Source organism: Candidatus Afararchaeum irisae (genome assembly GCA_034190545.1).
In the GTDB taxonomy this organism is placed as follows: Archaea; Halobacteriota; Halobacteria; order Halobacteriales; family Afararchaeaceae; genus Afararchaeum; species Afararchaeum irisae.
Map to the genome: position 1 here is coordinate 52,893 of JAXIOF010000002.1, position 22,370 is coordinate 75,262.

The 22,370-nt window shown below is 56.4% G+C and carries 27 protein-coding genes; 16 read left to right on the forward strand and 11 right to left on the reverse strand.

Annotated elements, in window-relative coordinates:
- Window positions 1-8: 8 nt before the first annotated feature.
- Genes asd through SV253_00675 form a run of 3 tightly spaced genes read right to left on the reverse strand, consistent with a single transcriptional unit; the run spans window position 9 to window position 1,821 of the window.
- The gene (gene asd, locus SV253_00665; GenBank protein MDY6774598.1) at window positions 9-1,046 is read right to left on the reverse strand and encodes an aspartate-semialdehyde dehydrogenase; all 1,038 of its coding nucleotides are present in this window, start codon (window positions 1,044-1,046) and stop codon (window positions 9-11) included.
- A 36-nt stretch (window positions 1,047-1,082) separates the two neighbouring features.
- Window positions 1,083-1,379 (reverse strand): hypothetical protein, encoded by a 297-nt coding sequence (locus SV253_00670; protein MDY6774599.1) that lies wholly within the window; start codon window positions 1,377-1,379, stop codon window positions 1,083-1,085.
- Window positions 1,380-1,392: 13 nt separating this feature from the next.
- Entirely contained in the window at window positions 1,393-1,821 is a 429-nt protein-coding gene (locus SV253_00675) for a DUF555 domain-containing protein (protein MDY6774600.1), read from the reverse strand.
- Between the two features lie 151 nt (window positions 1,822-1,972).
- Here SV253_00675 and tfe point away from each other — a divergent pair, with 151 nt between their 5' ends.
- Genes tfe through SV253_00690 form a run of 3 tightly spaced genes read left to right on the forward strand, consistent with a single transcriptional unit; the run spans window position 1,973 to window position 3,851 of the window.
- Window positions 1,973-2,506: a transcription factor E gene (tfe, locus tag SV253_00680; protein MDY6774601.1), complete on the forward strand. Its 534-nt coding sequence runs from the start codon at window positions 1,973-1,975 to the stop codon at window positions 2,504-2,506.
- Window positions 2,506-3,183: a DUF2110 family protein gene (locus tag SV253_00685; GenBank protein MDY6774602.1), complete on the forward strand. Its 678-nt coding sequence runs from the start codon at window positions 2,506-2,508 to the stop codon at window positions 3,181-3,183. Before tfe ends, SV253_00685 begins: the two co-directional genes overlap by 1 nt.
- Complete coding sequence (locus SV253_00690) at window positions 3,162-3,851, forward strand: DUF5803 family protein (protein MDY6774603.1); 690 nt, start codon at window positions 3,162-3,164, stop codon at window positions 3,849-3,851. Before SV253_00685 ends, SV253_00690 begins: the two co-directional genes overlap by 22 nt.
- Here the strand turns inward: SV253_00690 and SV253_00695 are convergent.
- Entirely contained in the window at window positions 3,848-4,318 is a 471-nt protein-coding gene (locus SV253_00695) for a UPF0179 family protein (protein ID MDY6774604.1), read from the reverse strand. The two genes, SV253_00690 and SV253_00695, sit on opposite strands and share 4 nt — an antisense overlap.
- A gap of 97 nt (window positions 4,319-4,415) precedes the next feature.
- On the opposite strand from SV253_00695, the gene SV253_00700 reads away from it, so the two are divergent.
- Entirely contained in the window at window positions 4,416-5,477 is a 1,062-nt protein-coding gene (locus SV253_00700; protein MDY6774605.1) for an NAD(P)-dependent glycerol-1-phosphate dehydrogenase, read from the forward strand.
- Between the two features lie 44 nt (window positions 5,478-5,521).
- On the opposite strand, the gene SV253_00705 is transcribed toward SV253_00700, so the two are convergent.
- On the reverse strand, window positions 5,522-6,085 hold the full coding sequence (locus SV253_00705; GenBank protein MDY6774606.1) for a VTT domain-containing protein: 564 nt from the start codon (window positions 6,083-6,085) through the stop codon (window positions 5,522-5,524).
- Between the two features lie 104 nt (window positions 6,086-6,189).
- On the opposite strand from SV253_00705, the gene SV253_00710 reads away from it, so the two are divergent.
- On the forward strand, window positions 6,190-8,028 hold the full coding sequence (locus tag SV253_00710; protein ID MDY6774607.1) for a DUF2070 family protein: 1,839 nt from the start codon (window positions 6,190-6,192) through the stop codon (window positions 8,026-8,028).
- 22 nt (window positions 8,029-8,050) lie between these two features.
- Here the strand turns inward: SV253_00710 and SV253_00715 are convergent, their stop codons facing one another.
- Both SV253_00715 and rplJ read right to left on the reverse strand, forming a co-directional pair.
- Window positions 8,051-11,767, reverse strand: a complete 3,717-nt coding sequence (locus SV253_00715; GenBank protein ID MDY6774608.1) for an LAGLIDADG family homing endonuclease — start codon at window positions 11,765-11,767, stop codon at window positions 8,051-8,053.
- Between the two features lie 66 nt (window positions 11,768-11,833).
- The gene (rplJ, locus tag SV253_00720; GenBank protein ID MDY6774609.1) at window positions 11,834-12,364 is read right to left on the reverse strand and encodes a 50S ribosomal protein L16; all 531 of its coding nucleotides are present in this window, start codon (window positions 12,362-12,364) and stop codon (window positions 11,834-11,836) included.
- Between the two features lie 105 nt (window positions 12,365-12,469).
- Between rplJ and SV253_00725 the strand changes: the two genes are divergently transcribed.
- Genes SV253_00725 through SV253_00735 form a run of 3 tightly spaced genes read left to right on the forward strand, consistent with a single transcriptional unit; the run spans window position 12,470 to window position 13,551 of the window.
- The gene (locus SV253_00725; GenBank protein MDY6774610.1) at window positions 12,470-12,709 is read left to right on the forward strand and encodes a ribbon-helix-helix domain-containing protein; all 240 of its coding nucleotides are present in this window, start codon (window positions 12,470-12,472) and stop codon (window positions 12,707-12,709) included.
- A 10-nt stretch (window positions 12,710-12,719) separates the two neighbouring features.
- Window positions 12,720-12,983: a type II toxin-antitoxin system RelE/ParE family toxin gene (locus tag SV253_00730; protein ID MDY6774611.1), complete on the forward strand. Its 264-nt coding sequence runs from the start codon at window positions 12,720-12,722 to the stop codon at window positions 12,981-12,983.
- A gap of 55 nt (window positions 12,984-13,038) precedes the next feature.
- The gene (locus SV253_00735) at window positions 13,039-13,551 is read left to right on the forward strand and encodes a nicotinamide-nucleotide adenylyltransferase (GenBank protein MDY6774612.1); all 513 of its coding nucleotides are present in this window, start codon (window positions 13,039-13,041) and stop codon (window positions 13,549-13,551) included.
- A gap of 8 nt (window positions 13,552-13,559) precedes the next feature.
- On the opposite strand, the gene SV253_00740 is transcribed toward SV253_00735, so the two are convergent.
- From SV253_00740 to thrC, 4 genes are all read right to left on the reverse strand, one after another.
- Window positions 13,560-14,651, reverse strand: coding sequence for a pyridoxal phosphate-dependent aminotransferase (locus SV253_00740; GenBank protein MDY6774613.1), 1,092 nt, complete (start codon window positions 14,649-14,651; stop codon window positions 13,560-13,562).
- Window positions 14,652-14,658: 7 nt separating this feature from the next.
- Window positions 14,659-15,093, reverse strand: coding sequence for an acyl-CoA thioesterase (locus SV253_00745; GenBank protein MDY6774614.1), 435 nt, complete (start codon window positions 15,091-15,093; stop codon window positions 14,659-14,661).
- Between the two features lie 100 nt (window positions 15,094-15,193).
- Window positions 15,194-15,469 (reverse strand): ubiquitin-like small modifier protein 1, encoded by a 276-nt coding sequence (locus tag SV253_00750; GenBank protein MDY6774615.1) that lies wholly within the window; start codon window positions 15,467-15,469, stop codon window positions 15,194-15,196.
- Complete coding sequence (thrC, locus tag SV253_00755; GenBank protein MDY6774616.1) at window positions 15,469-16,737, reverse strand: threonine synthase; 1,269 nt, start codon at window positions 16,735-16,737, stop codon at window positions 15,469-15,471. The genes SV253_00750 and thrC overlap by 1 nt, the downstream gene beginning before the upstream one ends.
- 97 nt (window positions 16,738-16,834) lie before the next feature.
- Here thrC and SV253_00760 point away from each other — a divergent pair, with 97 nt between their 5' ends.
- Genes SV253_00760 through gatA form a run of 8 tightly spaced genes read left to right on the forward strand, consistent with a single transcriptional unit; the run spans window position 16,835 to window position 22,347 of the window.
- Window positions 16,835-17,074: an MTH865 family protein gene (locus SV253_00760; GenBank protein ID MDY6774617.1), complete on the forward strand. Its 240-nt coding sequence runs from the start codon at window positions 16,835-16,837 to the stop codon at window positions 17,072-17,074.
- Between the two features lie 59 nt (window positions 17,075-17,133).
- A complete protein-coding gene (locus SV253_00765) occupies window positions 17,134-17,922 on the forward strand; it encodes a 2-amino-3,7-dideoxy-D-threo-hept-6-ulosonate synthase (protein MDY6774618.1) in 789 nt (262 codons plus the stop codon).
- The gene (locus SV253_00770) at window positions 17,919-19,067 is read left to right on the forward strand and encodes a 3-dehydroquinate synthase II (GenBank protein MDY6774619.1); all 1,149 of its coding nucleotides are present in this window, start codon (window positions 17,919-17,921) and stop codon (window positions 19,065-19,067) included. Before SV253_00765 ends, SV253_00770 begins: the two co-directional genes overlap by 4 nt.
- Before the next feature lie 12 nt (window positions 19,068-19,079).
- Window positions 19,080-19,763, forward strand: coding sequence for a type I 3-dehydroquinate dehydratase (aroD, locus tag SV253_00775; protein MDY6774620.1), 684 nt, complete (start codon window positions 19,080-19,082; stop codon window positions 19,761-19,763).
- Window positions 19,760-20,254, forward strand: coding sequence for a Mov34/MPN/PAD-1 family protein (locus SV253_00780; GenBank protein ID MDY6774621.1), 495 nt, complete (start codon window positions 19,760-19,762; stop codon window positions 20,252-20,254). The genes aroD and SV253_00780 overlap by 4 nt, the downstream gene beginning before the upstream one ends.
- Entirely contained in the window at window positions 20,247-20,693 is a 447-nt protein-coding gene (locus SV253_00785; protein ID MDY6774622.1) for an adenylyltransferase/cytidyltransferase family protein, read from the forward strand. The genes SV253_00780 and SV253_00785 overlap by 8 nt, the downstream gene beginning before the upstream one ends.
- Before the next feature lie 56 nt (window positions 20,694-20,749).
- Window positions 20,750-21,058 carry an Asp-tRNA(Asn)/Glu-tRNA(Gln) amidotransferase subunit GatC gene (gene gatC, locus SV253_00790; GenBank protein ID MDY6774623.1) on the forward strand — a complete coding sequence of 103 codons (309 nt, stop codon included), beginning with the start codon at window positions 20,750-20,752 and terminating at the stop codon, window positions 21,056-21,058.
- A 2-nt stretch (window positions 21,059-21,060) separates the two neighbouring features.
- Complete coding sequence (gatA, locus tag SV253_00795; protein ID MDY6774624.1) at window positions 21,061-22,347, forward strand: Asp-tRNA(Asn)/Glu-tRNA(Gln) amidotransferase subunit GatA; 1,287 nt, start codon at window positions 21,061-21,063, stop codon at window positions 22,345-22,347.
- Window positions 22,348-22,370: the final 23 nt, after the last annotated feature.

Consider the following 22,370-nt stretch of genomic DNA (forward strand, 5'->3'; position numbering starts at 1 on the left):
TGTTCTGTTTAGAGTATTCTCTCGGCGATTACCTCTGCGTTGAGGAGGCTCGCCCCCGCCGCGCCTCTCACCGTGTTGTGTGCGAGACACGAGTACTTCGTGCCCTTCGTGTCGTCACGTACCCTTCCGACACTCACCGACATTCCGTTGCCCGCGTTCCTGTCGAGTCTCGGCTGAGGTCTGTCGGGCTCGTCGTGGACTATGATCGTCTGGTCTGGCGCAGTCGGGAGGTCGAGAGTCGTGAAGTCGCGGAAAGCCTCCTTTATCTCCTCGGCTGTGGGGTCTTCGTCTAGCTCTCCCCAGACGTTTTCGAGATGTCCGTCGAATGTGGCGACGCGGTTACACGAAGCCGATATGCCGATCTCAGCCTCGTCTATCTCGGAGCCGTCGAACTCTCCGAGTATCTTGAGAGGCTCTGTCTCCATCTTCTTCTCCTCGTTGCTTATGTAGGGAATGACGTTGTCGAGTATCTCCATGCTGCTGACTCCCGAGTACCCGGCTCCGCTGACCGCCTGGAGCGTCGCGACGACTACACGTGAGAGACCGAACTCACGCAGAGCGGCTATCGTCGGCGTCATCGTGATCGCAGAACAGTTGGGGTTTTTGACTATGCCTCCGTCCCAGCCTCTCTCGTCCGACTGTACCTCTAAGAGGTCGAGGTGGTCGGGGTTTATCTCGGGTATTACGAGAGGTACGTCGTCCTTCATACGTCCCCATCCCGCGTTCGACGCGACTATGTAGCCATCGTCGGCAAAGGCGGGCTCGACCTCCTTTGCCGCAGACGACGGAAGCGCGCTGAAGACTATCTCGACGTCGTCGTCAACGTCGCCGGGCTGTGTCTCTCCTACCTCCAACTCCTTAGCCATCTCGGGAAGACGTGAGTCGAGTCTCCAGTCGACTACGTCGCTGTATGCGTTTCCCGCAGACGACTCGCTCGCTGTCACCGACGCGAGTTCGAACCAAGGATGGTCGTCGAGAAGCTGTATGAAACGCTGTCCGACGTTTCCGGTTGCTCCCAGGACTCCGACTTTCGTGTTGTTAGTCATGTATCTGGTGGAGAACTCCCAAAACCTAAACCTTTTCTATGTTCTGATTCCCAGCAGAAGGGCGAGTATCCTGTGTAGAAACACTCCGGCTATCACGGCTACGAGAGCGATCCTGTGGTTCACTGCGACTAAAGCCCATCCGAGGCTGAATACCGAAGACACGAAAAGACGGCTCGTCTCGTTCCTCGAAGCTTCTTTCCACTCGTCCGCTGACTCGGACTCCGACGCCCCCCTACGCGCTAACAAGAGCCAGTAGATCCTGTACGTAACACCCAAGAAAGGCAGGTAGTCTATCAGACTGCTTCTTCCCCAGTCCCGCTTAGACTTCTCCATTCCGGCTGCTGAGTTACTCTTCGAGTATGTCGTCAAGACCCGGAAGATCGCCTTCTTCTCCCTCACTTGTCTCGGCTCCGGCTTCGACTTCTTCGACTTCCTCTTCTTCTATCTCCTCGACCTCAGTGACCTTGAGTGGTATGTCGGAGAGCTTCTGACCTATCTCCTTACGAGCGACTCGTGAGGCGTGTTCCTCGCTCTCGACGTTGAACACCTTCATCTCAAGCTCGAGAGCCACGAGACCCTCGTCTGCGGCTATGAAAGCGGGGTCTTGTTCGGCTCCGCACTCCTCACACTCCCTGTCACCTACGTTGATCTCGACGTAGTTGAGGTCGGGGTTAAGCATATCTCCGACCTTGCTTATCGCTATCCTGACTGCCTCGTCACTTGTCTCTACGTCGTAAACCGGTACTGCTGCTTCAACGACTACTTTGTAGTTCATGGTTTTACCTTCTCTCCTGCGTCTGCAACATCTGAACGCCTTTACTCCTGCGGCGTGTTGTTCATATTCCTTAGTAGAACCCCAAAAATCTTCCGCTGTTGGAGGTTGGTCAACGAAGCCTTTAATAAGTTCACAGACTCGGTTTAACCCAATGACGGATTTCGAGGATCTACTCTCGAACGAGGTAGTACAGGCATATCTCCAGAAGCTCGTGGGGTCGGAGGGTATGCCTGTCGCGATGAACCCAGCCGAGGAGGAGATCACCGACGAGGATCTCGCCGAGGAGCTCGACATGGAGCTGAATATAGTGAGGAGGACGCTCTTCATACTCTACGAGAACGACCTCGCGTCTTACAGACGTCTCCGTGACGAGGAGACGGGCTGGCTCACGTATCTCTGGACCTTCGAGTACGACGAGATACACGACAACCTCAGGGATGAGATGAAGAAGCTCTACGAGAGTCTCGACGAGAGGTACGAGTACGAGCGCCAGCACCAGTTCTACATCTGTGAGGTCTGTGGAATACGCTTCGAGTTCGAGGAGGCTATGGAGCTCGACTTCAACTGCCCCGAGTGTGGGTCTCCGCTCGAATCGATGGACAACGACGACCTACTCGAAGCCCTCGAGTCGAGGATGGAGAGCATAGACGAAGAGCTTAACCTCAAGACTCCCCGGTTCCAGTGATGAAGACGGTTCTCAACTCGAAGATCTACGTCGAGGGAGACGCCCGTGACAGGGCACTCGACGGTGCGGAAGCCGTCATAAGAGACAGACTCGAAGGACTCGACGTCGAGTACGAGGTACGTCTCAGGGGTGACGACCGGATAGAGATCGAAGGGATCGGAGAAGACATAGAGATGGCTCTCAGCCTACTCGCCGACGAGTTCGGTGAGTTCGAGACCGATCCCGAGAAGGGCGAGACCTACGTTGGAACCTTGGAGTCGTGGGGCGAGGACGGCTTCACAGTCGACATAGGACGTGAAATACGTCTGCCCGCGGAGTCACTCGACGTACTCGGCACCGGGACGCCGTCACAGATACGTGAGAGGTACGGCTTAGTTCAGCACATGGCTCTCGAAGTCGTCTGGGACGACACTCCGCGTCTCTCCGACGAACAGGCGGACGAGCTCTGGGACTGGAGGAAGGGAGACGGACGTATAAATGTCAACTCGTCGACACGCGGCGAGGTCAGGGCTACGGTCAACAGAGCCGGACACGCCCGCGACATAGTCACAGTAGAACGGCTCGGCTTCTTAGAACAGAGCATCGTATGTAAGGAGGAGACTGATCCTCCGGGTCTCTTAGCCGAGATAGGCAAGTACATACAGGGTGAAATGAAATGCGTCGTGCCGTCGTCTTAGCCGCCGTCGTCGGTATCGTCGTACTCTCGGGCTGTATGGGAAACTCCCCAGGAGCCTCACCCGGGTACAGCTGGTCTTCGGTCGAGGGAGACACCGACGTGTACTATGACCTCAACCCCGACAACTATACGGCTGTTATGACTGTGAGCCGTCTCGACTCGTCTCAGGTCGAGCTATCACAGGGGGACTCATTCGGGGGACGTATACCTGTACGCGCTACTCACGTCCGTTTCCGTTACCCCAACTCGACAGTCGTAAATGCGTCAGTCGAGACCGAGTCGGATAGGACTACCGTAACGCTTCCCTCCGACGACGGAAAGCTGGCGTACACGTCGCCGTTGAGGTCTAACTCGTTCGCACGCGAGGTACCGGTGCCTGTCGACGGAGACGTAGTAGTCGTTCTCCCCGAGGGCAAGGACGCCAGAAACAGGATACTCGGCGGAATATCGCCGAGCGGCTACGAGGTCGTCTCGGAGTCACCTCTGAGTCTGAGATGGAGTGGTCTGAGCCAGGGTGACACAGTAGACGTAAAGTTCTACGACACGGGTAACGTACGTCTCCTGATATACCTCTTCGGAGCCGTTTTAGCCGGCGCGGTAGCCGTAGTGGTCTACTTCAGACAGCGTCTCGCCGATCTGCGTGAGAAGAGAAGAGAGTACGAGTACTAGTCCTTCTCGAGTTCGACGAACTCAAGCGACCTACCGTGTTCACAGTCGATGTCGGAGCCTCCGGCTGTCTCCTTTATGGTGTAGTCCTCCCCGAAGTCGAGACCCTCGGGTACACAGTACTTGTAGCCCTTGCACTCCTTCTTGTCACACGTCTCCTCGTCTATCGAGACGGTGGATCCCTCGAACGCCTTCTTCGAGTCGACCTGTGCAAAGACGGGTGACTCGGTGACCTCGACCGCACGCACGCTACCTCCGGCGTGAACCCCGCAGTCGAGGTCTTGACCTCCCTCACGTACGTCTACGACACGGTAACGCACTCCTTCTTCGAGGTTGAGACACGTAGAGCTGTGAGGACAGACCTCACAGTTCTCGGTTCCTCCCTCGAATATGAACTCCTCTCCGACCTCCGCTATCTTCTTTCCTATGAGAGTGATCTGTGTGTTCTGAGGTGTTGAGTCTGATGACATATCCGTATATGATTGACCTATCTTGATATGCCTTCCGTCAGAAGGCTACGAGACGTTAGCCTTAAATCCCAGACGCGTGTCTCTTGAAAAGATAAAGATGGACGAGGAAGAAGGCTTCCGTAAGTCGACCTGGATAAGCCTGCCCAGCGACGTCGTAGTCGGACACGGCGTCCTCGAAGAGGTTACGGACGTGCTCGACAAGTCGTGTGAGTCCGGTATAGTCGTCACCTCTCCCACGACACGCGGCGTAGCGGGTGACAGGGTCGCTGACCTACTCGAAGACTCGGGGGTCGGCTCGGAGACAGTCGTCGTAGAGGGCGCGAGCTTCGGGTCGATAGACGACGTGATAAAGACTGCTGAGGATCTCGACGCCGACGTTCTGTTAGGTGTCGGGGGTGGAGTCCCTATAGACACAGCCAAGGTCGCGTCACACAGACTCGACGTACCGTTCGTGAGCGTTCCTACCGCGGCGTCACACGACGGAATCGTCTCGTCGCGCGCGTCTATACCCGACGGCGAGTCGCGTCACTCTGTCGCGGCGTCGCCTCCCCTAGGAGTCGTAGCTGACACGGGGATACTCGCCGACGCACCCCGGCGTCTCACAGCCAGCGGCTGCGCCGATATAATCTCGAACTACACCGCAGTTAAGGACTGGAAGCTCGCAAAGCGTCTCCAGAACGCGAGCTACAGCGGATACGCAGGGGCTCTGAGCGAGATGACCGCCGAGATACTCCTCGACAACGCCGACTCGATAAAGCCCGGATTAGAGGAGAGCGCGTGGATAGTAGTCAAGGCTCTCGTCTCATCTGGAGTCGCGATGAGCATAGCCGGATCGTCACGTCCCGCGAGCGGAAGCGAACATAAGTTCTCACACGCACTCGACCGTATCGACTCAAAGAGGGCTCTCCACGGAGAACAGTGCGGCGTCGGGAGCATAATGATGATGTACCTCCACGGCGGCGACTGGGAACGTATAAGAGACGCACTCGAAACTATAGGTGCTCCGACGACTGCCGACGAGCTCGGGTTCAGCCGTGACGAGATAATAGAGGCTCTCGTGACCGCTCACGAGATAAGACCTGAACGTTACACTATACTAGGAAGCGGACTCACCGAGGAAGCCGCCGAGAACGTCGCCGAGATCACGGGTGTGGTCTAAGACTTAAGACTATACTATACAGCCGACGGCTGTCTGTCACGCTCTCAGATAAGAAGACTTCCTCCGCCGAGTATTCCCAGAGTCACGAGGAGTCTTCCGACGCTTCCCACGAACGCAGCCGCGGCGAACTTCGAGTAGCTGTCTTCTAAGACTGCAAAGGCGTATATGGATATCGTGTCAGGGAAGAAAGGCACTGAGAGTAGGACTGCCATACCGACATATCCCCACTCCTTGGCGACCTCGACCCCTTTCTTATGTGACCACTCGACGGGGTCGTAGCCCCTTCTCTGGAAGAATCTCGTCACAGGACCTGACTCCCTCGCCTTTATTCCGAGATGGAGGGCAGCGACACTCCCCGCTGCCTTTCCGACGGCGCTCACGACTATTATCGTACCTAGTGTCCCGAGTCTTCCGAGACCTATGTCGAGTGTGTTGACGGGGGCGAGAACTACCTCGCTCGGCATCGGGAGGACTACCGCTATCAGGAAAGAGTAGATCCCTATCATCGCAACCCCGAACCATCCAGTCGCAGTCTCGACGGCGGATCGCAGGAATCCGTTGAGGGCGGGGTACTCCGAGAGGGAGAGTAAGACGAACTCTTGGATCACTGTTCCGTACTAAGTGGGTCATACTCAAGTGGCTTTTGTTGTCCAACGAGCCGACAGAACAAGCTTAATACGGTGGCACGACTGTCTCTACTACACGAAAACGAATGTCTCTCGGCTATGGACACGCGTCGCGTCTGACGCGTTATCTCTTCAAAACCCCCCGCTGGTATCTCTCTCTCTCGTTCGCCCTCGTCGCGGGTAGCATAACAGGTCTCGGTGGCTTCGGTGACGGCTTAATAGCCGCAGTCATGGGGTTTCTCTTCATAGGCGTTCCAACGGTAGGAGCCGCACTCGCCACGACCCCGATAGACAGGTACTTCGGCGGAAACATGACATGGAACCGTTCCGCCTTTCTCGCCGTCCTGTGTGAGGGCATAACAGTAGTCCTGATCTCGGTCGCGGCTGTCTTCCAGAAGTACCTCGGCTTCGACAGCTTTGTCTACGATGCCCTGATAGCGTCTCTGGCTCTAATATTCGGAGTGAGGTTTCTCGTCCTAATGGCTGTAAGCAGGGACTCGGCTCTCCGCACTCTGATACCCGCGAGTCTCCAGACCGGCTTCACAGCTGTAATACTCTACTTCTACACGGGTCTCCCCCTCTCGGGAGACTACTTCACCAACCTCGTGATAACATCGGGTCTGTACGTCATGGGGTCGTACGTCCTCGTCCGTCTCATCGACCACCCGATGAGGACGAGCATAGGAGTCTCGGGTCTCGAACTCCTCCGCGGCTTCCTCGGTTACCTCACTGAGAACACGCGTGAACTCGAAGAAGTCTTCGAGAGGATGGGAGAGTCAGTCAAGGTTCCCGTCACGGTTCTCGTCTTCAGGAGGAAGAAGACTCAGGCTGAGACTGATGAACCCGACTCCGAGGGAGATGACTTAAACCAAAACCAGAACCAAAGCCGAAGTCACGAGAAGGCGAGGTTCGTACTTCCGATGGTACATCCCGGAATAATGGGGGAGATAGGCGGCGGAAACCTCCCCTTCCGCTTAGCCGAAACCTCCGACTCGCTGTGTTTCGTGCCCCACGCGACTGCTGACCACGACTTCAACCCCGTGAGCCAGAGGGAGGTCGAGAAGCTACGTGCCGCAGCCGACAGAGCCGTCGAGTCGGTCGAGTACAACTCAGAAGCGACGAGGAGCCGACGTCTCGACTGCGGCGACTCACACATGATAGGACAGAGGTTCGGCGACGGCGTCTTCCTCGCTACGACGTGTTCGCCCAAGTCGTGTGACGACATCCGTTTCAGCGTGGGTCTGAGTGCGATAAGTGAGTCACACGCCAGCGGAGCCGAGGAGACGATGCTCGTCGACGCACACAACTGTTACGCCGCCAACTCGGGAACTATAGTCAGTCCGGGGTCGGAGAGGAGCTACAACATAATGGACTGTGCCGCCGATCTCTCCGAGTCGCTAGTCTCCGACGATACCCACCCGTTACGTCTCGGAACCGCTCAGTCGCCGACGAGATGGGAGATCGAGGACGGAATGGGTCCCCTTGGGATACGTGTCGCAGTCCTCGAAGCCGGCGACCAGACTACCGCTTACGCCCTCATAGACGGCAACAACATGGTTCCTATGCTCAGAGACGAGATAGTCGACGTCATAACTGACGATGCCGGCGTCGACAACGCCGAGGTCATGACGACCGACACACACGTCGTCAACAGGGTCGAGAGCCATAACCGGATAGGCGAACACATCCCCCACGGAGAGCTAAAGACTATAATTCGCTCACTTGTGACGGACGCAGTCAACGACTTAGAGGAGGTCGAGGCTGGAATGGCGTCGAGCGAGACAGAAGTTATCGTCTTCGGAAACGACAGGATAGAACGTCTCGCGAGTACCACCAACGCTGTGGCTTCGATGGGTACTGCGCTCGCAGTCGTCGCGACCTTCGCCGCACTGATGCTAAGCGCGCTCGTCTTCTTCTTTAACTGAGACGAACTGAGAAAAGAAAAAGCTAAACCAGACGGAAATGCCCGTGTGACGGCTCTATTACCTCGCCGTTCCTCTGTAACGTCTTAAGCTCCTCCTGTGCCTTCTCACGTTCCATCCCGTGGTCCTCGGCTGTTTCGAGTATCTCGTCGCGCGGAGCCTTTCCGTCTTCTCTCTCGTCTGCTATCGTCTGTATGATGTCGCTCAGATCCTTTATCCTCTCGCGCTGTGACGACGAGTGTCCCGTCTCGACTATGTCGGCGTCTAACTGACCCGTCTCGGGATCGTAGCTCACGTCTCTTAGAGACTCCTTGACTATGTCTATCGCACGTTCGGCGTCCTCGACTTCGACCTCGTCGCTCAGACGCATCCTCGCGCTCGCCTCGGCGAGACGGACGAGTGCTTCTAGCTTTCTCGCGGTTATCGGGATCACGTCCGACCCCTCACCCTCCGAACGCAGGTCGACGTAGAAGTCCCTGACCCTGTCACGCGCTTCGTCTGTCATCTGAGGCTTACACTCGCGCCGAGAGTAGGCGACGTACTTCCGGAGCATCTCGGACTCTATCTCGGGATAGATCTCCTCCTGTATCTCGTCGGCGTCCTCCGCCTCACGTTCGGGTCTCGACTCCGAGTCGGAAGCGTAGACCTCACCCGCGTAGTTGGTCGTGAGTATGTGTTCGGCAAGACGTGAGTCCTTCTCTTCGTCCGCTTCGTCTGTCACTGTGAATATGAGGTCGAAACGTGATATCAGAGCGGGCTCTAGCTCTATCTGCTCTGCGATACCCTCGTACTCGTCGAACCTTCCGTACTTCGGATTCGCCGCTCCGAGGAGTGCACATCTCGACTTGAGCGTCGCGTTGATTCCCGCCTTGGATATGCTAACGGACTGCTGCTCTAGTGCCTCGTGGAGTGCCGATCTGTCCTTCGGATCCATCTTGTCGACCTCGTCGACACATGCTATTCCCTTGTCGGCTAAGACGAGAGCACCGGCTTCGAGTGTCCATTTTCCGTCTCCGAAGTCGTCCTGTACTGCGGCGGCGGTGAGCCCTGCGGCACTCGATCCTTTACCCGAGGTATAGACCCCCCTCGGTGCTATCTTCTTAACGTACTGGAGTAGCTGTGAGTTGTGTGAGAAGACACCGTTGGTTACGAAGTTGTGTGTCTCCTCGACTTCGAGGTCGTAGACGTAGTCGTAGTCGGGGTCGACCTTCTCTATCGACTCTATTCTGTCCCACAGAACAGACGACTCCGCGAGCTTACGTATTTCGAGGATATCTTCATCGTAGCTAACTGCGTCGTCTATCTCCTCCCTCAGACGTTCGACTGCGTCAGCACGCACCGTCTCTTCATCTGGGGAACCCATGTCTAAACTCCCACCGTCGGCAATCCCTTCATTCTCTTTTCCACTTATCCACGCTTGGGAAACTCCGACTGAAGACGCGAGACTCTCCTGTGAGACTCTGAGGCTCTCACGTGTCTCACATATGAGGCTCCAGTCAGGGTCGTCTCTGAGACGTCTCTTAAGCTCTCTGAGTTCATCTCTCCTCGTCTCAAATCTATCAGCAATCTCTTCGAGGGAACCGACACTCGGGTTTCTGTCACCTCTCTCGTAGTGCTGATATGTCGTCCTCGGAACCCCGCAGTCTGACTGAGGCAGACGGAGCCCATCTCTGACCTCACGGAGCTTTTCCCCTATATCGGGGACTACGTGTCTGTTTGTGTTGTGGGATGTACTGCTGAATCTCTCTGCCCTCTCCGACTTCCTCCGTGTTACGAGACCAACTTTCTCGAAGAACTCGGTATAGTCTGAGCCGGATATACGTAGACTGTAGCTGTATCCGTCGTCTTCCGATACCTTCTGAGACGATATACCGACTGAGAGGAGGAGTGTACTCACATCGTCTATAAGCTCCTCACTCGTGGAACTGACTGAAATTTCACGCTGTTTCTCTGAGACGGTTCCCTCGGCGTCCACATACGCACTCAGGAAGTCGGATCTGACTTTATCCGTCGACGTCATCACAGCCTCTGGAACCCGTTTATCCCTGGACGGCTTCAGAAGACTCGGGGAGAGGTTTTCGAGGAAGCTCACGAACTCGCTCGAACTACATACTATCTCTTTCGTGGTCTTTCCTTCGTGTGTCTCCCTCACGGACGTGTTCAGACCCAGACCCAGACTTTCGAGTCCGCGCTCAACGTCTTCGAGTATCTCAGTGTCTTTGTTGGTGACGTATACGGTTCCCGTGTTGTCGTCGTTGCTCTGAACGTATCCCTCGGCTACTATATATCCTAAGAGCCTCGACATCTGAGGTGTAATCTCGTCGGGAAGGTCGAGCGAAACTGAGTTGTTCGCCTTCGACTTTCTGTACTTGTACTCGGTGTCGAGACTGTCATCGCCTTTAACCACGGTCTCGTTCGGAGTGGCTATGAAGTCCCCCTCTTCGAGATCCTCGGCTCTGACTCCCTCGATCTTCGCATCCGAATGTACGAAGAGGGGATGTGTGGGTGTGACTTCGAGTTCCTTCCCTGTTGACGTCTCTATCCTGTACATACGGTCAGGTGCGGTACGTTTCCAGACACGGGTTGTGTTCTTCTGTCTGACAGATGCGTCACGTCCGAGAGACGGCAGACTAAAGTCGGCGTCGTCGTAGACTCCGTCATCGACTTCCTTCGGATCTTCCAGATGTGTTTCGACGAGGTTCTCTATACGTTCGTCACGTCCGTCACCGAGAGTAACACGTGTCCCGGGAGCGACACATTTCGCAGTACCCGGATCTCCTACCATCAGAATATGCATGTCTCCCCTTATACGTGTCTCGTCGGGGAGGTTCTTCGTGACTCCCGAGAAGAGCTGGAGAGCCATCGCGAGCTTCTCGGTCTCGTAGCCGTATATACCCGGAGCGATGCTGTCGACTATCTTCTCGTAGACGTCGGGGGAGTTCGCAATCTCCTCTATCGTCTCCTCGTCCTCGTCGGTGATCTTGAACTCCTCGAACTCCTGATCCTCTATCTCTATGTTGTTGCCCTCTATGAAGACGTCGAAGGTCGTCGAGTCGCCGTCCTGTGTTGCTCTCAGAATCCCGACGACTGTGACCCTGTCCCCGGGGGTAACCTCTCCCGTGATGTCGTCCTCTATCTCGACATCTATCGTCTGTGGATTCTCGCCTCCTCTGAGATCCTCGGGCGACTCCTGTACCCTGACCTTCTGTGAGTCGACGAACTCACTCTGGTCGAAGAGTAGACTAAAAGGACCCTGTCTCTCACATCCCTTGCACTCGTAGGGCTCCCTGAGACTGCTGTCGTCGGTCTGTGTTATAGTCGTCGTAGTTCCACACCGCTCGCACTCGAAGACTGTCTTGATCGCCTTCGGACGCACCTCGGTCGCTTTTCTCACGATACCTTCGACCGAGATTAGTGTATTGACGTCCTTCGAACGTATGCCACGTATCTCCGTGATCTCACCCACGTTTCTTATACGTAGGTTGGCGTCGGCGAAACGCACGTCGGCGACAGGGACGTCGTACTCGTGGAGGGCTTCCTCGGCGTACCGGAGCATCTCCTCGGGGTTCCTCCGGAGGTCTTCAGCGAGTTCGGGGTCGTACTGGAAGAGATCCTGGAAGTCGATGTAGAGGGATCTCTCCTCTCTCGGGTACTTCTGAGCGAGCTTACCGATCTCGTTGTCGTAGTAACTCCTGTAGAAAGACTCCCACTTCTCTGTGAGCTCTACGTTTTCGAGAGACATGGAGCGGAGATAAAGTTAGAACTGCTGAGCCGTGTTGGTGTGGCTGTGGTCTTGGTCACTAGGTAGTCAGTCCATGACGATCTCTTCGCCCTCGTCTATGACTACCGAGTAGGGACCGGGCAGCTTCGTGTAGGCTCTGCGGAGCGAGTCCTTGGCGACGTCGAAGTCAGCCTCGACGACCCTCGCAGTGAAGATCTTCTGTCCTACGTCGACCCTCGCCGCGGTTCCGACGGGTCTTCCGAAAGACTGTCTCATTCCGTCTGAGACACGGTCGGCTCCCGCGCCTGTCGCCTGTTTGTTCTCCCTCAGAACCTGATGAGGGTGAACGCGGAGTCTCATCTTGTAGCCCTCCTCACCGAGCTCCTTTATCATATTTCGGTTCGCGGCGACACGCGCGCTCTCGAGAGCCGAGTGGCGTATCTGACACGCCTCGTCGGCTACCAGAGTCACAGCGACGGGGTACTCGTCGTCGTCAGCCGAGACGTCTCCCATGTTGAACTGAGTAATCTTAGAACCCGGAATCCCGTCTATGTACTCCGTCCTCGTGTACGCCATACCCTCGATGTCGCGGTACATACTCCCAGGTTTTCCTGCCATACAGACGACTTAGCCTGTCTAACGAATAAGTCTTGTCTTCCGACGTCGATTATCGTATCTTTGGTCTCAAGAAACCTTATCTGTGATGCTCACGTATCACAGAGTATGAGCGTAGAGACTGACGACAGTTCGAAGATAGATGTGAGAGTACCTAAGTCTCTCCTTGACGAAGTCGACGAGATATATGAGGAACGTGGTTACACGAGTCGCAGCGAGTTCGTCCGTGACGCGATCCGTGATGCCGTGAACCCGAAGGTAGAGATATCGCCCGAGTTCTTGGAGCATCTCAAGGAGAGCCAGGATCAGAAGGAACGAGGTCAGTATACTACCCTCGAAGACATCTAAGCTAAGCTAAATGACTGAGGTAAGATTCACTCCCAGAGCTGAGTCTCTCTTAAACAACCTACAGGAGGAGACACAGGAGAGGATAAAGTCGGATCTGAGAGACGCTCGTGAGTCTCCCGAACGTGAGCTGGAGCCTGTACAGGGATTTGACTATTACAAGCTACGTACGGGGGACTACCGTACTCTGATAGACTGGGAAAAGGACGACGACGTTCTCTGGGTCTTTGCCTTGGGACACCGTAGTGTAGTTTATGACAGACATCTTCCGCCATAGCTCGATACTGACTCAACTCCATAGGAACTTAAACCCCTTACTGCTAATTTAACGTATGCGCGGATTCTACGTCGGGAGGTTCCAGCCCTTCCATCTGGGGCATTACAAGGTTCTCGAAGAGGTCGCCGAAGACGTCCCCGAGATAGTCATAGCGATAGGAACCGCACAGGCGTCCCACACAGTGAAGAACCCGTTTACGGCGGGCGAACGTGTCAGCATGGTGAGGAAGAGTGTCAACGACTTGGACGCGACGACCTACGTAATTCCGATAGAGGACATCAACCGTAACTCACTCTGGGTCTCACACATAGAGTCGATGGCACCTGACTTCGACGTCATCTACTCGAACAACCCTCTCGTGATACGTCTCTTCGAGGAGGACGGAAAGGAGGTCAGGAAGAATCCCCTCTTCGACAGAAGCAGATACTCGGGGAGGGAGATACGTAAGAGGATGATAGAGGGGGGCGACTGGAGAGACCTCGTTCCCGACCCGGTCGAGGACGTCATAGACGAGGTCGACGGAGTGGACAGGATAAAACAGGTCAACCAGACCGACTACCCCGACTGACACCACTCTCAGAGATCTTCTAGAACCGACTCCATCACGTCGAGAGCCTCACGCAGGTTCTCACGTGAGTTGGCGTAAGAGACGCGGGCGTGTCCCTCTCCGCCCTCTCCGAATGCATCTCCCGGAACTACAACGACTCCTTCTTCTATACACGCGTCGATGAAGCCGTCGGGAACCTCTGGGAAGGCGTAGAATGCACCCTTCGGCGTCGGACAGTCAAGACCCATCTCCTTGAAGCCGTCGAGTATCAGGTCACGTCTCGCCTCGAACTCTTCCTTCATCTCGCTCACAGCGTACTGAGGACCTTCGAGTGCTTCGAGGGCTGCGTACTGCGACGGCGCACTCGCACACGCCTGTATGTACTGATGGACACGTAACATATTCTCGGTCTCGGGCGCAGTGACGTATCCGAGACGCCATCCTGTCATCGAGTAAGCCTTCGAAGCCGCGTTTACTGTGACGACGTTCTCGCCGAACTCCGCGGGGGAGTGGTGCTCGCCCTCGTAGACGAAAGGCTCATAGACCTCGTCGCTTATGAGTGTCACTCCGTAGTCGTCGGCTATCTCGGCGAAGGCTCTCATGTCGTCACGTGTCTGTACCGCACCCGTCGGGTTCGCGGGGGAGTTGACCACGAACGCCGAAGTCTCATCGGTGATCGCCTCCTTTACTGACTCGGGTTCGAGACGCAGGTCGTCGGCGAGTTCGACACCTTTCGGACGCGCGTCTCCGACCTTCGAGAGAGCCTCATAAGAGACGAATCCCGGGTCGGGAATTAGAACCTCGTCGCCTGTGTCGACGTGTGCCTCGACGGCTATGTGGAGTGCCTCGCTCGCCCCCGAGGTGACTATGACGTCGTCGGGAGACGTCTCGAAGCTGAATCTGTCGGCGACCGCCTCTCTTAGCTCCGGAATCCCTCTGTTCGAGGTGTACGAGCTAGCCTTCCCCGTCTCGATAGCCTCGACAGCCGCCTTCTTGACGTTCTCGGGGGTGTCGAAGTCAGGCTGTCCCAGACCCAGGTTTATGGCGTCGTCGTCCGCCGCCTCGAAGACACGGCGTATACCGCTTATGCTTATCGCGTCGGTGCGTTCTGAGGTTCTCATAGATACATTACTCACCTTCGAGAGCCTCGTCACGTAACTCCTTCTCTTTCTCGGTCTCGACTTCGAGTTCGGGAACCTCGACGGGATTTCCGTCGTCGTCTATTGCGACGTAGGTGAAGTACGACTCCGTAGTTAGCTGTCTCTCTCCAGTCTTGAGGTTCTCGGAGTAGACACAGATACGTACGTCTATGCTCGAAGTCCCGACGTCGTAGACGTAAGAACGTATGACAGCGGCGTCGCCTCTGTGTATCGGATGGTGGAAGTCGACGCTCTCCATCCCCGCTGTGACACAGACGTTCCCCGCGAATCTTATAGCCGATATTCCGCCCGTCTCGTCCATCCATTTCACGACAGTACCGCCGTGTGCGGTGTCGACTATGTTGGTGTCGTTGGGCTGTACTATCTCGGTGTTTTCGACGCGTGTGTCTAGAAGACTCGGCATATAATAGCTTAGGCGTGGAACTCCCCTAAAGCCACGGGTATTCGTGTTACGGTTACGGTTATGGTTATGGTGTACTACGTTTTGGATGGCGAGTACTACGCTAAGTCGACCCTCCGCTCACTGCGGGGAGAATCGAAATCTCGTCGTCATCCTCGATACTCGTTTCGAGACCTTCGCCGTGTCTCACGTCCTCTCCGTTGACATAGAGGTTGACGAACCTCTGTATCTCACCGTCTTCCATCAGACGTTCCTCGAAGTCGTCACCGTATCTCTCCGTGAGTCTGTCTATGGCTTCCTCGACAGTCTCTGCCTCGACCTGTGTCGTCGTCTCTCCCGTCACTTTCTTGAGTGCGCTCGAAAATCTGACATCTGCCATTACTGTTCACCTCCAGGAACTGCCTCTTTCTTGTTCTTGGTCTTGTTGTTCTGTCTCTGCTTCCTGTCCTCGAACTCACCGATACTCGGAGATATGCTCTCGGGTACAGTCACGAACTCCGAGAGAGTACTCTCTGCCTTGAGACCGTTTCCGGTTATGTTGACGACTACGGTCTCGTCGTCGTCGATACGTCCCTCCTCGGCGAGCTGTCTGAGACCCGCGACTGTCGTACCTCCCGCCGGCTCTGTGAATATCCCCTCGGTGCGCGCTAGGAGCTTGATACCCTCGATGATGGCGTCGTCGTCGGGGTTTGCGGCGTATCCTCCTGACTCGAGTATGGCGTCCTTGGCGTAGAATCCGTCCGCGGGACTTCCTATCGCGAGAGAGTGGGCGAGTGTCTCGTACTCCTGTATCGGCTTCACGGGCTCGTCGTTTCTCACCGCCTCGGCTATCGGGAATCCCTCGGGCTGTGATCCGCTCATCTTGACGTCGCCGTCCTCTATCAGACCGAGCTTCTCAAGCTGCTTGTATCCCTTCTGAACCGACAGGAGAGACGCACCTGCCGCCATCGGATGGACGACGTGGTCGGGAGCCTCCCAGCCGAGCTGTTCGGCGACCTCGTAAGCCATCGTGTTCGAACCCTCTGTGTAGTAGGGACGCAGGTTGATGTTGACGAATCCCCAGCCGTTCTCGTCGGCGACCTCGGTGGCGAGCCTGTTGGCGTCGTCGTAGTTGCCCTCAACGGGAACTATCTCAGGGTCGTACGTCAGTGTCTGTGTTATCTTGCCCTTCTCTATCGTGTCGGGTATGAAGATGTAAGCCGGAAGGTTCGCCTTCGCGGCGTGGGCGGCTACACTCGAAGCTAGGTTACCCGTCGACGCACAGCCTACCGCGTCTACGCCGAACTCTATCGCCTTTGCGACCGCGACCCCCGTGACACGGTCCTTGAACGAGAAGCTAGGATTCACCGAGTCGTTGAGTATGTAAAGCTCTCCTATCCCGAGTTCGTCGGCTAGGTTGTCCGCCTCGTAGAGATGGTTGAATCCTGTCCCGAGGTCGACGACCGAGTCCTCGTTGTCTATCGGAAGAAGGTCGGCGTACCTCCAGATCGAGTTCGGGCCTGACTCTATCTCCTCGCGCGATACGTCTACCTCACTCCAGTCGTACTCAACTTCGAGAGGTCCGAAACACGACTCACACGTGTTCTTCATTACCGCCGGATACTCCTCCCCACACTCCCTGCATCTTAGTCCCTTGACATGGCTCATACAGTCAGAGATGTAATGCACAGTTATAATATTTACTACTCAGAATATAATCTTAGGTTATGAAAAGATGTTTGTTAACTCGCCGAAACGCGTCTGTATGGATACCGACACCGAGGATCTACGTGACAGGGTCTATGAGGTCGTGGAGGACGCTAACTACCCCGTCGAGAAGCCTATGGATCTCGTGCCGCATCTCCCCGACGGTCTCTCGACAACTGTAGAGGTTGACGGAGAGTCATTCTCGGCGGTCGAGATAGGCAAGGCAATAAGCGACGACTTCCCGTTCGAGAACGCCGACGACCTCGCCGACAAGGTCGCCGAGGCACTCGCGAGTTAACTTTTTTCGCCGAACCGAAGGACAACCATAAAATACTCTGGCATGATATAGGTTATCACATGATTGGTAAGGAGATACGGCTCGACAGGATACGTGACAGGGAGTCGAAGAACTTCGTAATTATCCCGATGGATCACGGCGTCTCTATTGGCCCCGTCGAGGGGCTAAGAGATCTCGAATCCACGGTAAACGACATAGCAGAGGGCGGCGGCGACGCTGTTCTGATGCAGAAAGGTATAGTGAGTGAGGGACACAGAGGAAAGGGACGTGACATGGGTCTGATCGTCCACATAAACGCGGCTACTTCTCTCGGCGAGCCTAACAACAAGGTTCTCGTAGGAACCGTGGAGGAGGCTGTGCGCCGCGGTGCCGACGCCGTCTCTGTACAGGTCAACGTCGGAAGCGAGACCGAGCCACAGCAGCTTCAGGATCTCGGTAAGGTCGCCGACGAGTGTGAGAAGTACGGTATGCCTCTCGTAGCTATGATGTACGTACGTGGACACGACGTCGACAGCGCCGACGTCGAGAACATAGCCCATGCGACACGTATAGGAGCCGAACTCGGAGCCGACGTCGTAAAGACCGCCTACACAGGAGATCCCGACGAGTACAGACAGGTCATAGAGGGCTGTCCCGCTCCCGTGGTTATAGCCGGCGGACCCAAGGCTGAGACAGAGAGGGAGGTTCTCCAGGACATAAGTGACGCGATGGACGTCGGAGCGAGAGGTGTCGCGATGGGGCGAAACGTCTTCCAGAGGGAGAACGTGCCTGCGATGGTGGGAGCCATTTCGTCTATTGTCCACGACGGCGTCTCCGTAGACGAGGCGATGGAGGAGTCGGGACTATGACTGCTAAAGAGGTCTGGTACAAGGCGGACGAGGGCGACTGGGACGACAGACTCCCCTTGATTACGGCGGCGATAGAGAGCGGCGTCGACTACATACTCGTCGACGACAAAGATGTCGAGAAGGTCCGCGAACTCGGAGAGACGAAGGTAGCGGCTTTCGTCGACTCGAACACATCAAAGGAGGTCGAGACAGACGCCGACGTCGTCGTAGTCGGAAAGGACGCTGAGGGCGACGGAACGACCGATTTTCCTCCTGACTTAGGGGGATCGAGCGACCTGTCGAAGGTAAGACAGATCGACGACCGCGATGTCGCGAGCTACGTCGAGATACAGAACAAGGAGTACGAGAGGTTCGCGGCGGAGGCGGCTAAGGACGCCGACTACGTAGTCGCGATAGGAGAGGACTGGAAGATAATTCCTCTCGAAAACCTGATCGCGGATGTCGGCGAAGAGACTCAGCTTATAGCAGGAGTCGACTCGGCGGAGGAGGCGGAGACAGCATTCGAGACACTCGAAATAGGCTCCGACGGTGTCCTCTTAGACACCGACGATCCCGGAGTCATAAAGGACACAGTAGAGGCGAGGGACAGGGCGGAGTCGGAGGAGATCGATCTCACGACCGCGGAGGTCACGACTGTCGAGCCCACCGAGATGGCTGACAGGGTCTGTGTCGACACCGCGACGCTCATGGAGCCCGGAGAGGGAATGCTCGTCGGATCTATGTCGAGCGGTCTCTTCCTCGTACACGCAGAGACCGCCGAGTCGCCCTACGTCGCCTCACGCCCCTTCCGAGTCAACGCTGGAGCCGTCCACGCCTACATACGTGTCCCCGGCGGAGAGACGAAGTACCTCAGCGAGCTCGAAGCCGGAGACGACGTCCTCATAGTCGACGAGGACGGCGAGACGAGACAGTCGATAGTCGGCAGGTCGAAGATAGAGAAACGCCCAATGATGCTCGTCGAGGTCGAGAAGGACGGCGAGAGGTACAGGACGCTTCTCCAGAACGCCGAGACGATAAAGCTCGTGACACCCGACGGTCCGAAGTCGGTGACTGAGTTAGACGAGGGGGACGAGATTAAGATATACATAGAAGAAGGCGGGAGACATTTCGGAACACAGGTCGAGGAGAGCGTTCTCGAAAAATAAAAAATAAAACTGATGCTACATCTCTCACAGCCTCTCGTCGTCGCAAGTCTGACCTCCGATCTCGTCGAAAGAGCACGTGAAGCCGACGAGAGAGGAGCCGACGCAGTTGAGGTACGTCTCGACCTATACGGTTCCGACGGCGATCCAGTCGACTCAGTACGTGACCTCGCAGACTCCGACGTCGACCTCCCGGTTATAGCCACCAACCGCCCGACTTGGGAGGGAGGTGACTTCGAGGGCGACGAGGACGCACGTGTCGAGATCCTCAGCCGCGCTGCGGAGTACGCCGACGCAGTCGACATAGAGCTAAACGCCTCTGACGAGGTACACGGCGAGGTACTCGATGCCGCCGACGACGCCGAGGCGACTCTAATCGCCTCGTACCACGACTTTGACTCGACGCCGTCGTACGACGAGATACGTGGCGTCCTCTCGGAGGCAGCGGAGATAGGGATTCCGAAGCTCGCGGTTTACGCCGAGTCGAGGGACGACGTTCTCCGGCTCTTGGAGGCTACACTCGAACACGACGGAGATGTCTGTACCATAGCGATGGGGGAGAAGGGCTCTCACTCGCGCGTCGTCGCGCCCCTCTACGGCTCGCGTCTGACGTATGCGTCTCTCGGTGACGACTCGACAGCCCCCGGACAGCTTACTGTCTCGGAGGTCAGACAGACCTTAGACATCCTACTCAGATGAGACTCTTCAGATCCAGAAACGTCCTCGGAATCGCCGACGAGACGGTCGAGTTCATACTAGCGACGTGCCGTGACACCCATCCCAACGAGTTCCTGGGTCTCCTGAGTACGACTCAGGCGAGACGTCTCGGGATAGACCGCGACGGACTCGTGATAACAGATGTCGTCGTAGTTCCGGGTACCGAGTCGGGTGAGGCGATAGCCACGATGAGGGATGAGATGATACCCACGCCTACGAACGCCTCGACAGTCGGAACCGTCCACTCACATCCCACGGGGAACACGATACCGAGTCAGCAGGATCTCGCTACCTTCTCTAAGAAGGGCAACTACCACATAATAGTCGGACATCCCTACACGCGTAACTCGTGGGCGTGTTACGACGACAGAGGCATAGAGAGGGAGATAGACGTCCTCGACGTCGAGTTAGACGACGAACACGAAGACGATGACTTTTTTGACTTCACCGAAGAAGAGTTGAGAGATGACTGAGACGGCAGAGACGCAGACTCGCGTGCTCGCAACGGGTACCTTCGATCTACTCCACCCGGGACATCTCCATTACCTCTCGGAGTCGAGGGAGCTAGGCGACGAGCTTCACGTCATTGTCGCGCGTGAGTCTATGATAGACCACAAGGAGCCTCCCGTTGTATCCGGGAGACAGAGACGTGACATGGTCGAGGCTCTCGATCCCGTCGATACCGCCGTACTCGGGAGCGAGGACTCGATATTCGACCCGCTCGAAGACCTCGACCCCGACGTAATCACACTCGGCTACGACCAGTACTACTCCGAGGAGGAGCTTGAGGAAGAGCTCGAAGACAGGGGATTCGAGATAGAAGTCGTGAGAGTAGGCAAGAGAGAGGAGCGCGACTACGAGATACTCTCTACTACCTCGATCATAGACGCTGTCATAGACGAGAGATGCTGATCCGAAGCCGGATGTCTTGAGAAACTCTTTATGCGCTCCGGAGTATCTTGTCGTGTATGACCGACACCGACACGGGTACCGACACACAGCTCGGACGTGACGACGTCGAACATATCGCCGACCTCGCACGTATAGATCTCGACGAAGACGAGGTCGAGCCCTTCGTAGACGACTTCAACCAGATACTCGACTACTTCGAGGGTCTCGACGAGATTCCCGAAGACGTCGAGAGATCCGACGACTTCGAGAACGTCATGAGGGAAGACGAGGTCGAGGCGTCGCTTCCACAGGAAGACGTCCTCGAAAACGCTCCCGAGACCGAGGACGGATACGTAAAGGCACCTAAGGTGTCGGAGTCAGACTAAAGATGAGCTACAACGCATTCATAAGCCGGTGTGAGATAGGCGGTGGCGACGGCGAACTTTCCGATCTCACCCTCGGAGTCAAGGACAACATATCCACCGAGGGGGTCGAGACGACGTGTGGGTCCGAGGTTCTCGAAGGCTATGTTCCGCCCTACGACGCCACGGCTGTGAGCCGTCTCAAGGATGAGGGCGCGAGAATACTCGGAAAGACCAACATGGACGAGTTCGGGATGGGTACGACGACAGAGACGAGTGCCTACGGCTCTACGAAGAACCCCGTCAACGAGGAGTACGTCCCCGGAGGGTCTTCGGGAGGAAGTGCCGCCGCAGTCGCCGCGGGAGAGGTCGACGCCGCGCTAGGGACTGACACCGGCGGCTCGGTACGGTGCCCCGCTGCCTTCTGTGGGATCGTCGGTCTCAAGCCCAGTTACGGTCTCGTCTCCCGTTACGGTCTGATCGCCTACGCCAACTCGCTCGAAACCATAGGCCCGATGGCTCGTGACGTAGAGACGGTCGCACGTGTCCTCGATGTAATCGCGGGGGAAGACGACAACGACTCGACGTCTACTTCTGCACCGACCGACGGGAGTTACGTCGAAGCCGTCGAAGACCCCGTAGACGTCGACGGTCTCAGTATAGCGGTTCCCGAGGAACTTATCGGAGAAGGCACAGAGGACGGCGTGAAGGAGGTCTTCGAGGCGGCACTCGACCAACTCGAAGACGCCGGCGCGTCGTACCATTATGTCTCCCTCCCGAGTCTCGAACACGCACTCGCCGCCTACTACGTCATAGCCATGGGAGAGGCTTCGAGTAACCTCGCGCGTTTCGACGGCGTGAGGTACGGAAAAGCCGACGACCCAGAGGGCAAGAGCTGGAACGAGGCTTTCTCGGAGGCGAGGAGCCGTTTCGGAGAGGAGGTCAAACGCCGTATAATGCTCGGAACCTACGCCCTGAGCGAGGGCTACCACGGAAAGTACTACAAGAAGGCACAGAACGCCCGAGAGCTCGTAAAGAGGGACTTCGACGAGGCTCTCGACGAAGCCGACGTGGTTGCCTCGCCGACTATGCCTGTAACTCCTTTCCGTATAGGCGAGACACTCGACGACCCGATGCAGATGTACCTCGCCGACGCAAACACTACTCCCGTCAACTTAGCGGGTGTGCCCTCGGTAAGTCTCCCCGCTGGCGACGTCGACGGACTCCCCGTGGGTCTCCAGATTACCGCGGGAAGCTTCGAGGACGCGAAGCTACTCGGGATCGCCGAGTCAGTGACCGACGTCGTGGGATAGCTCTTACCCAACTTCTTATACGT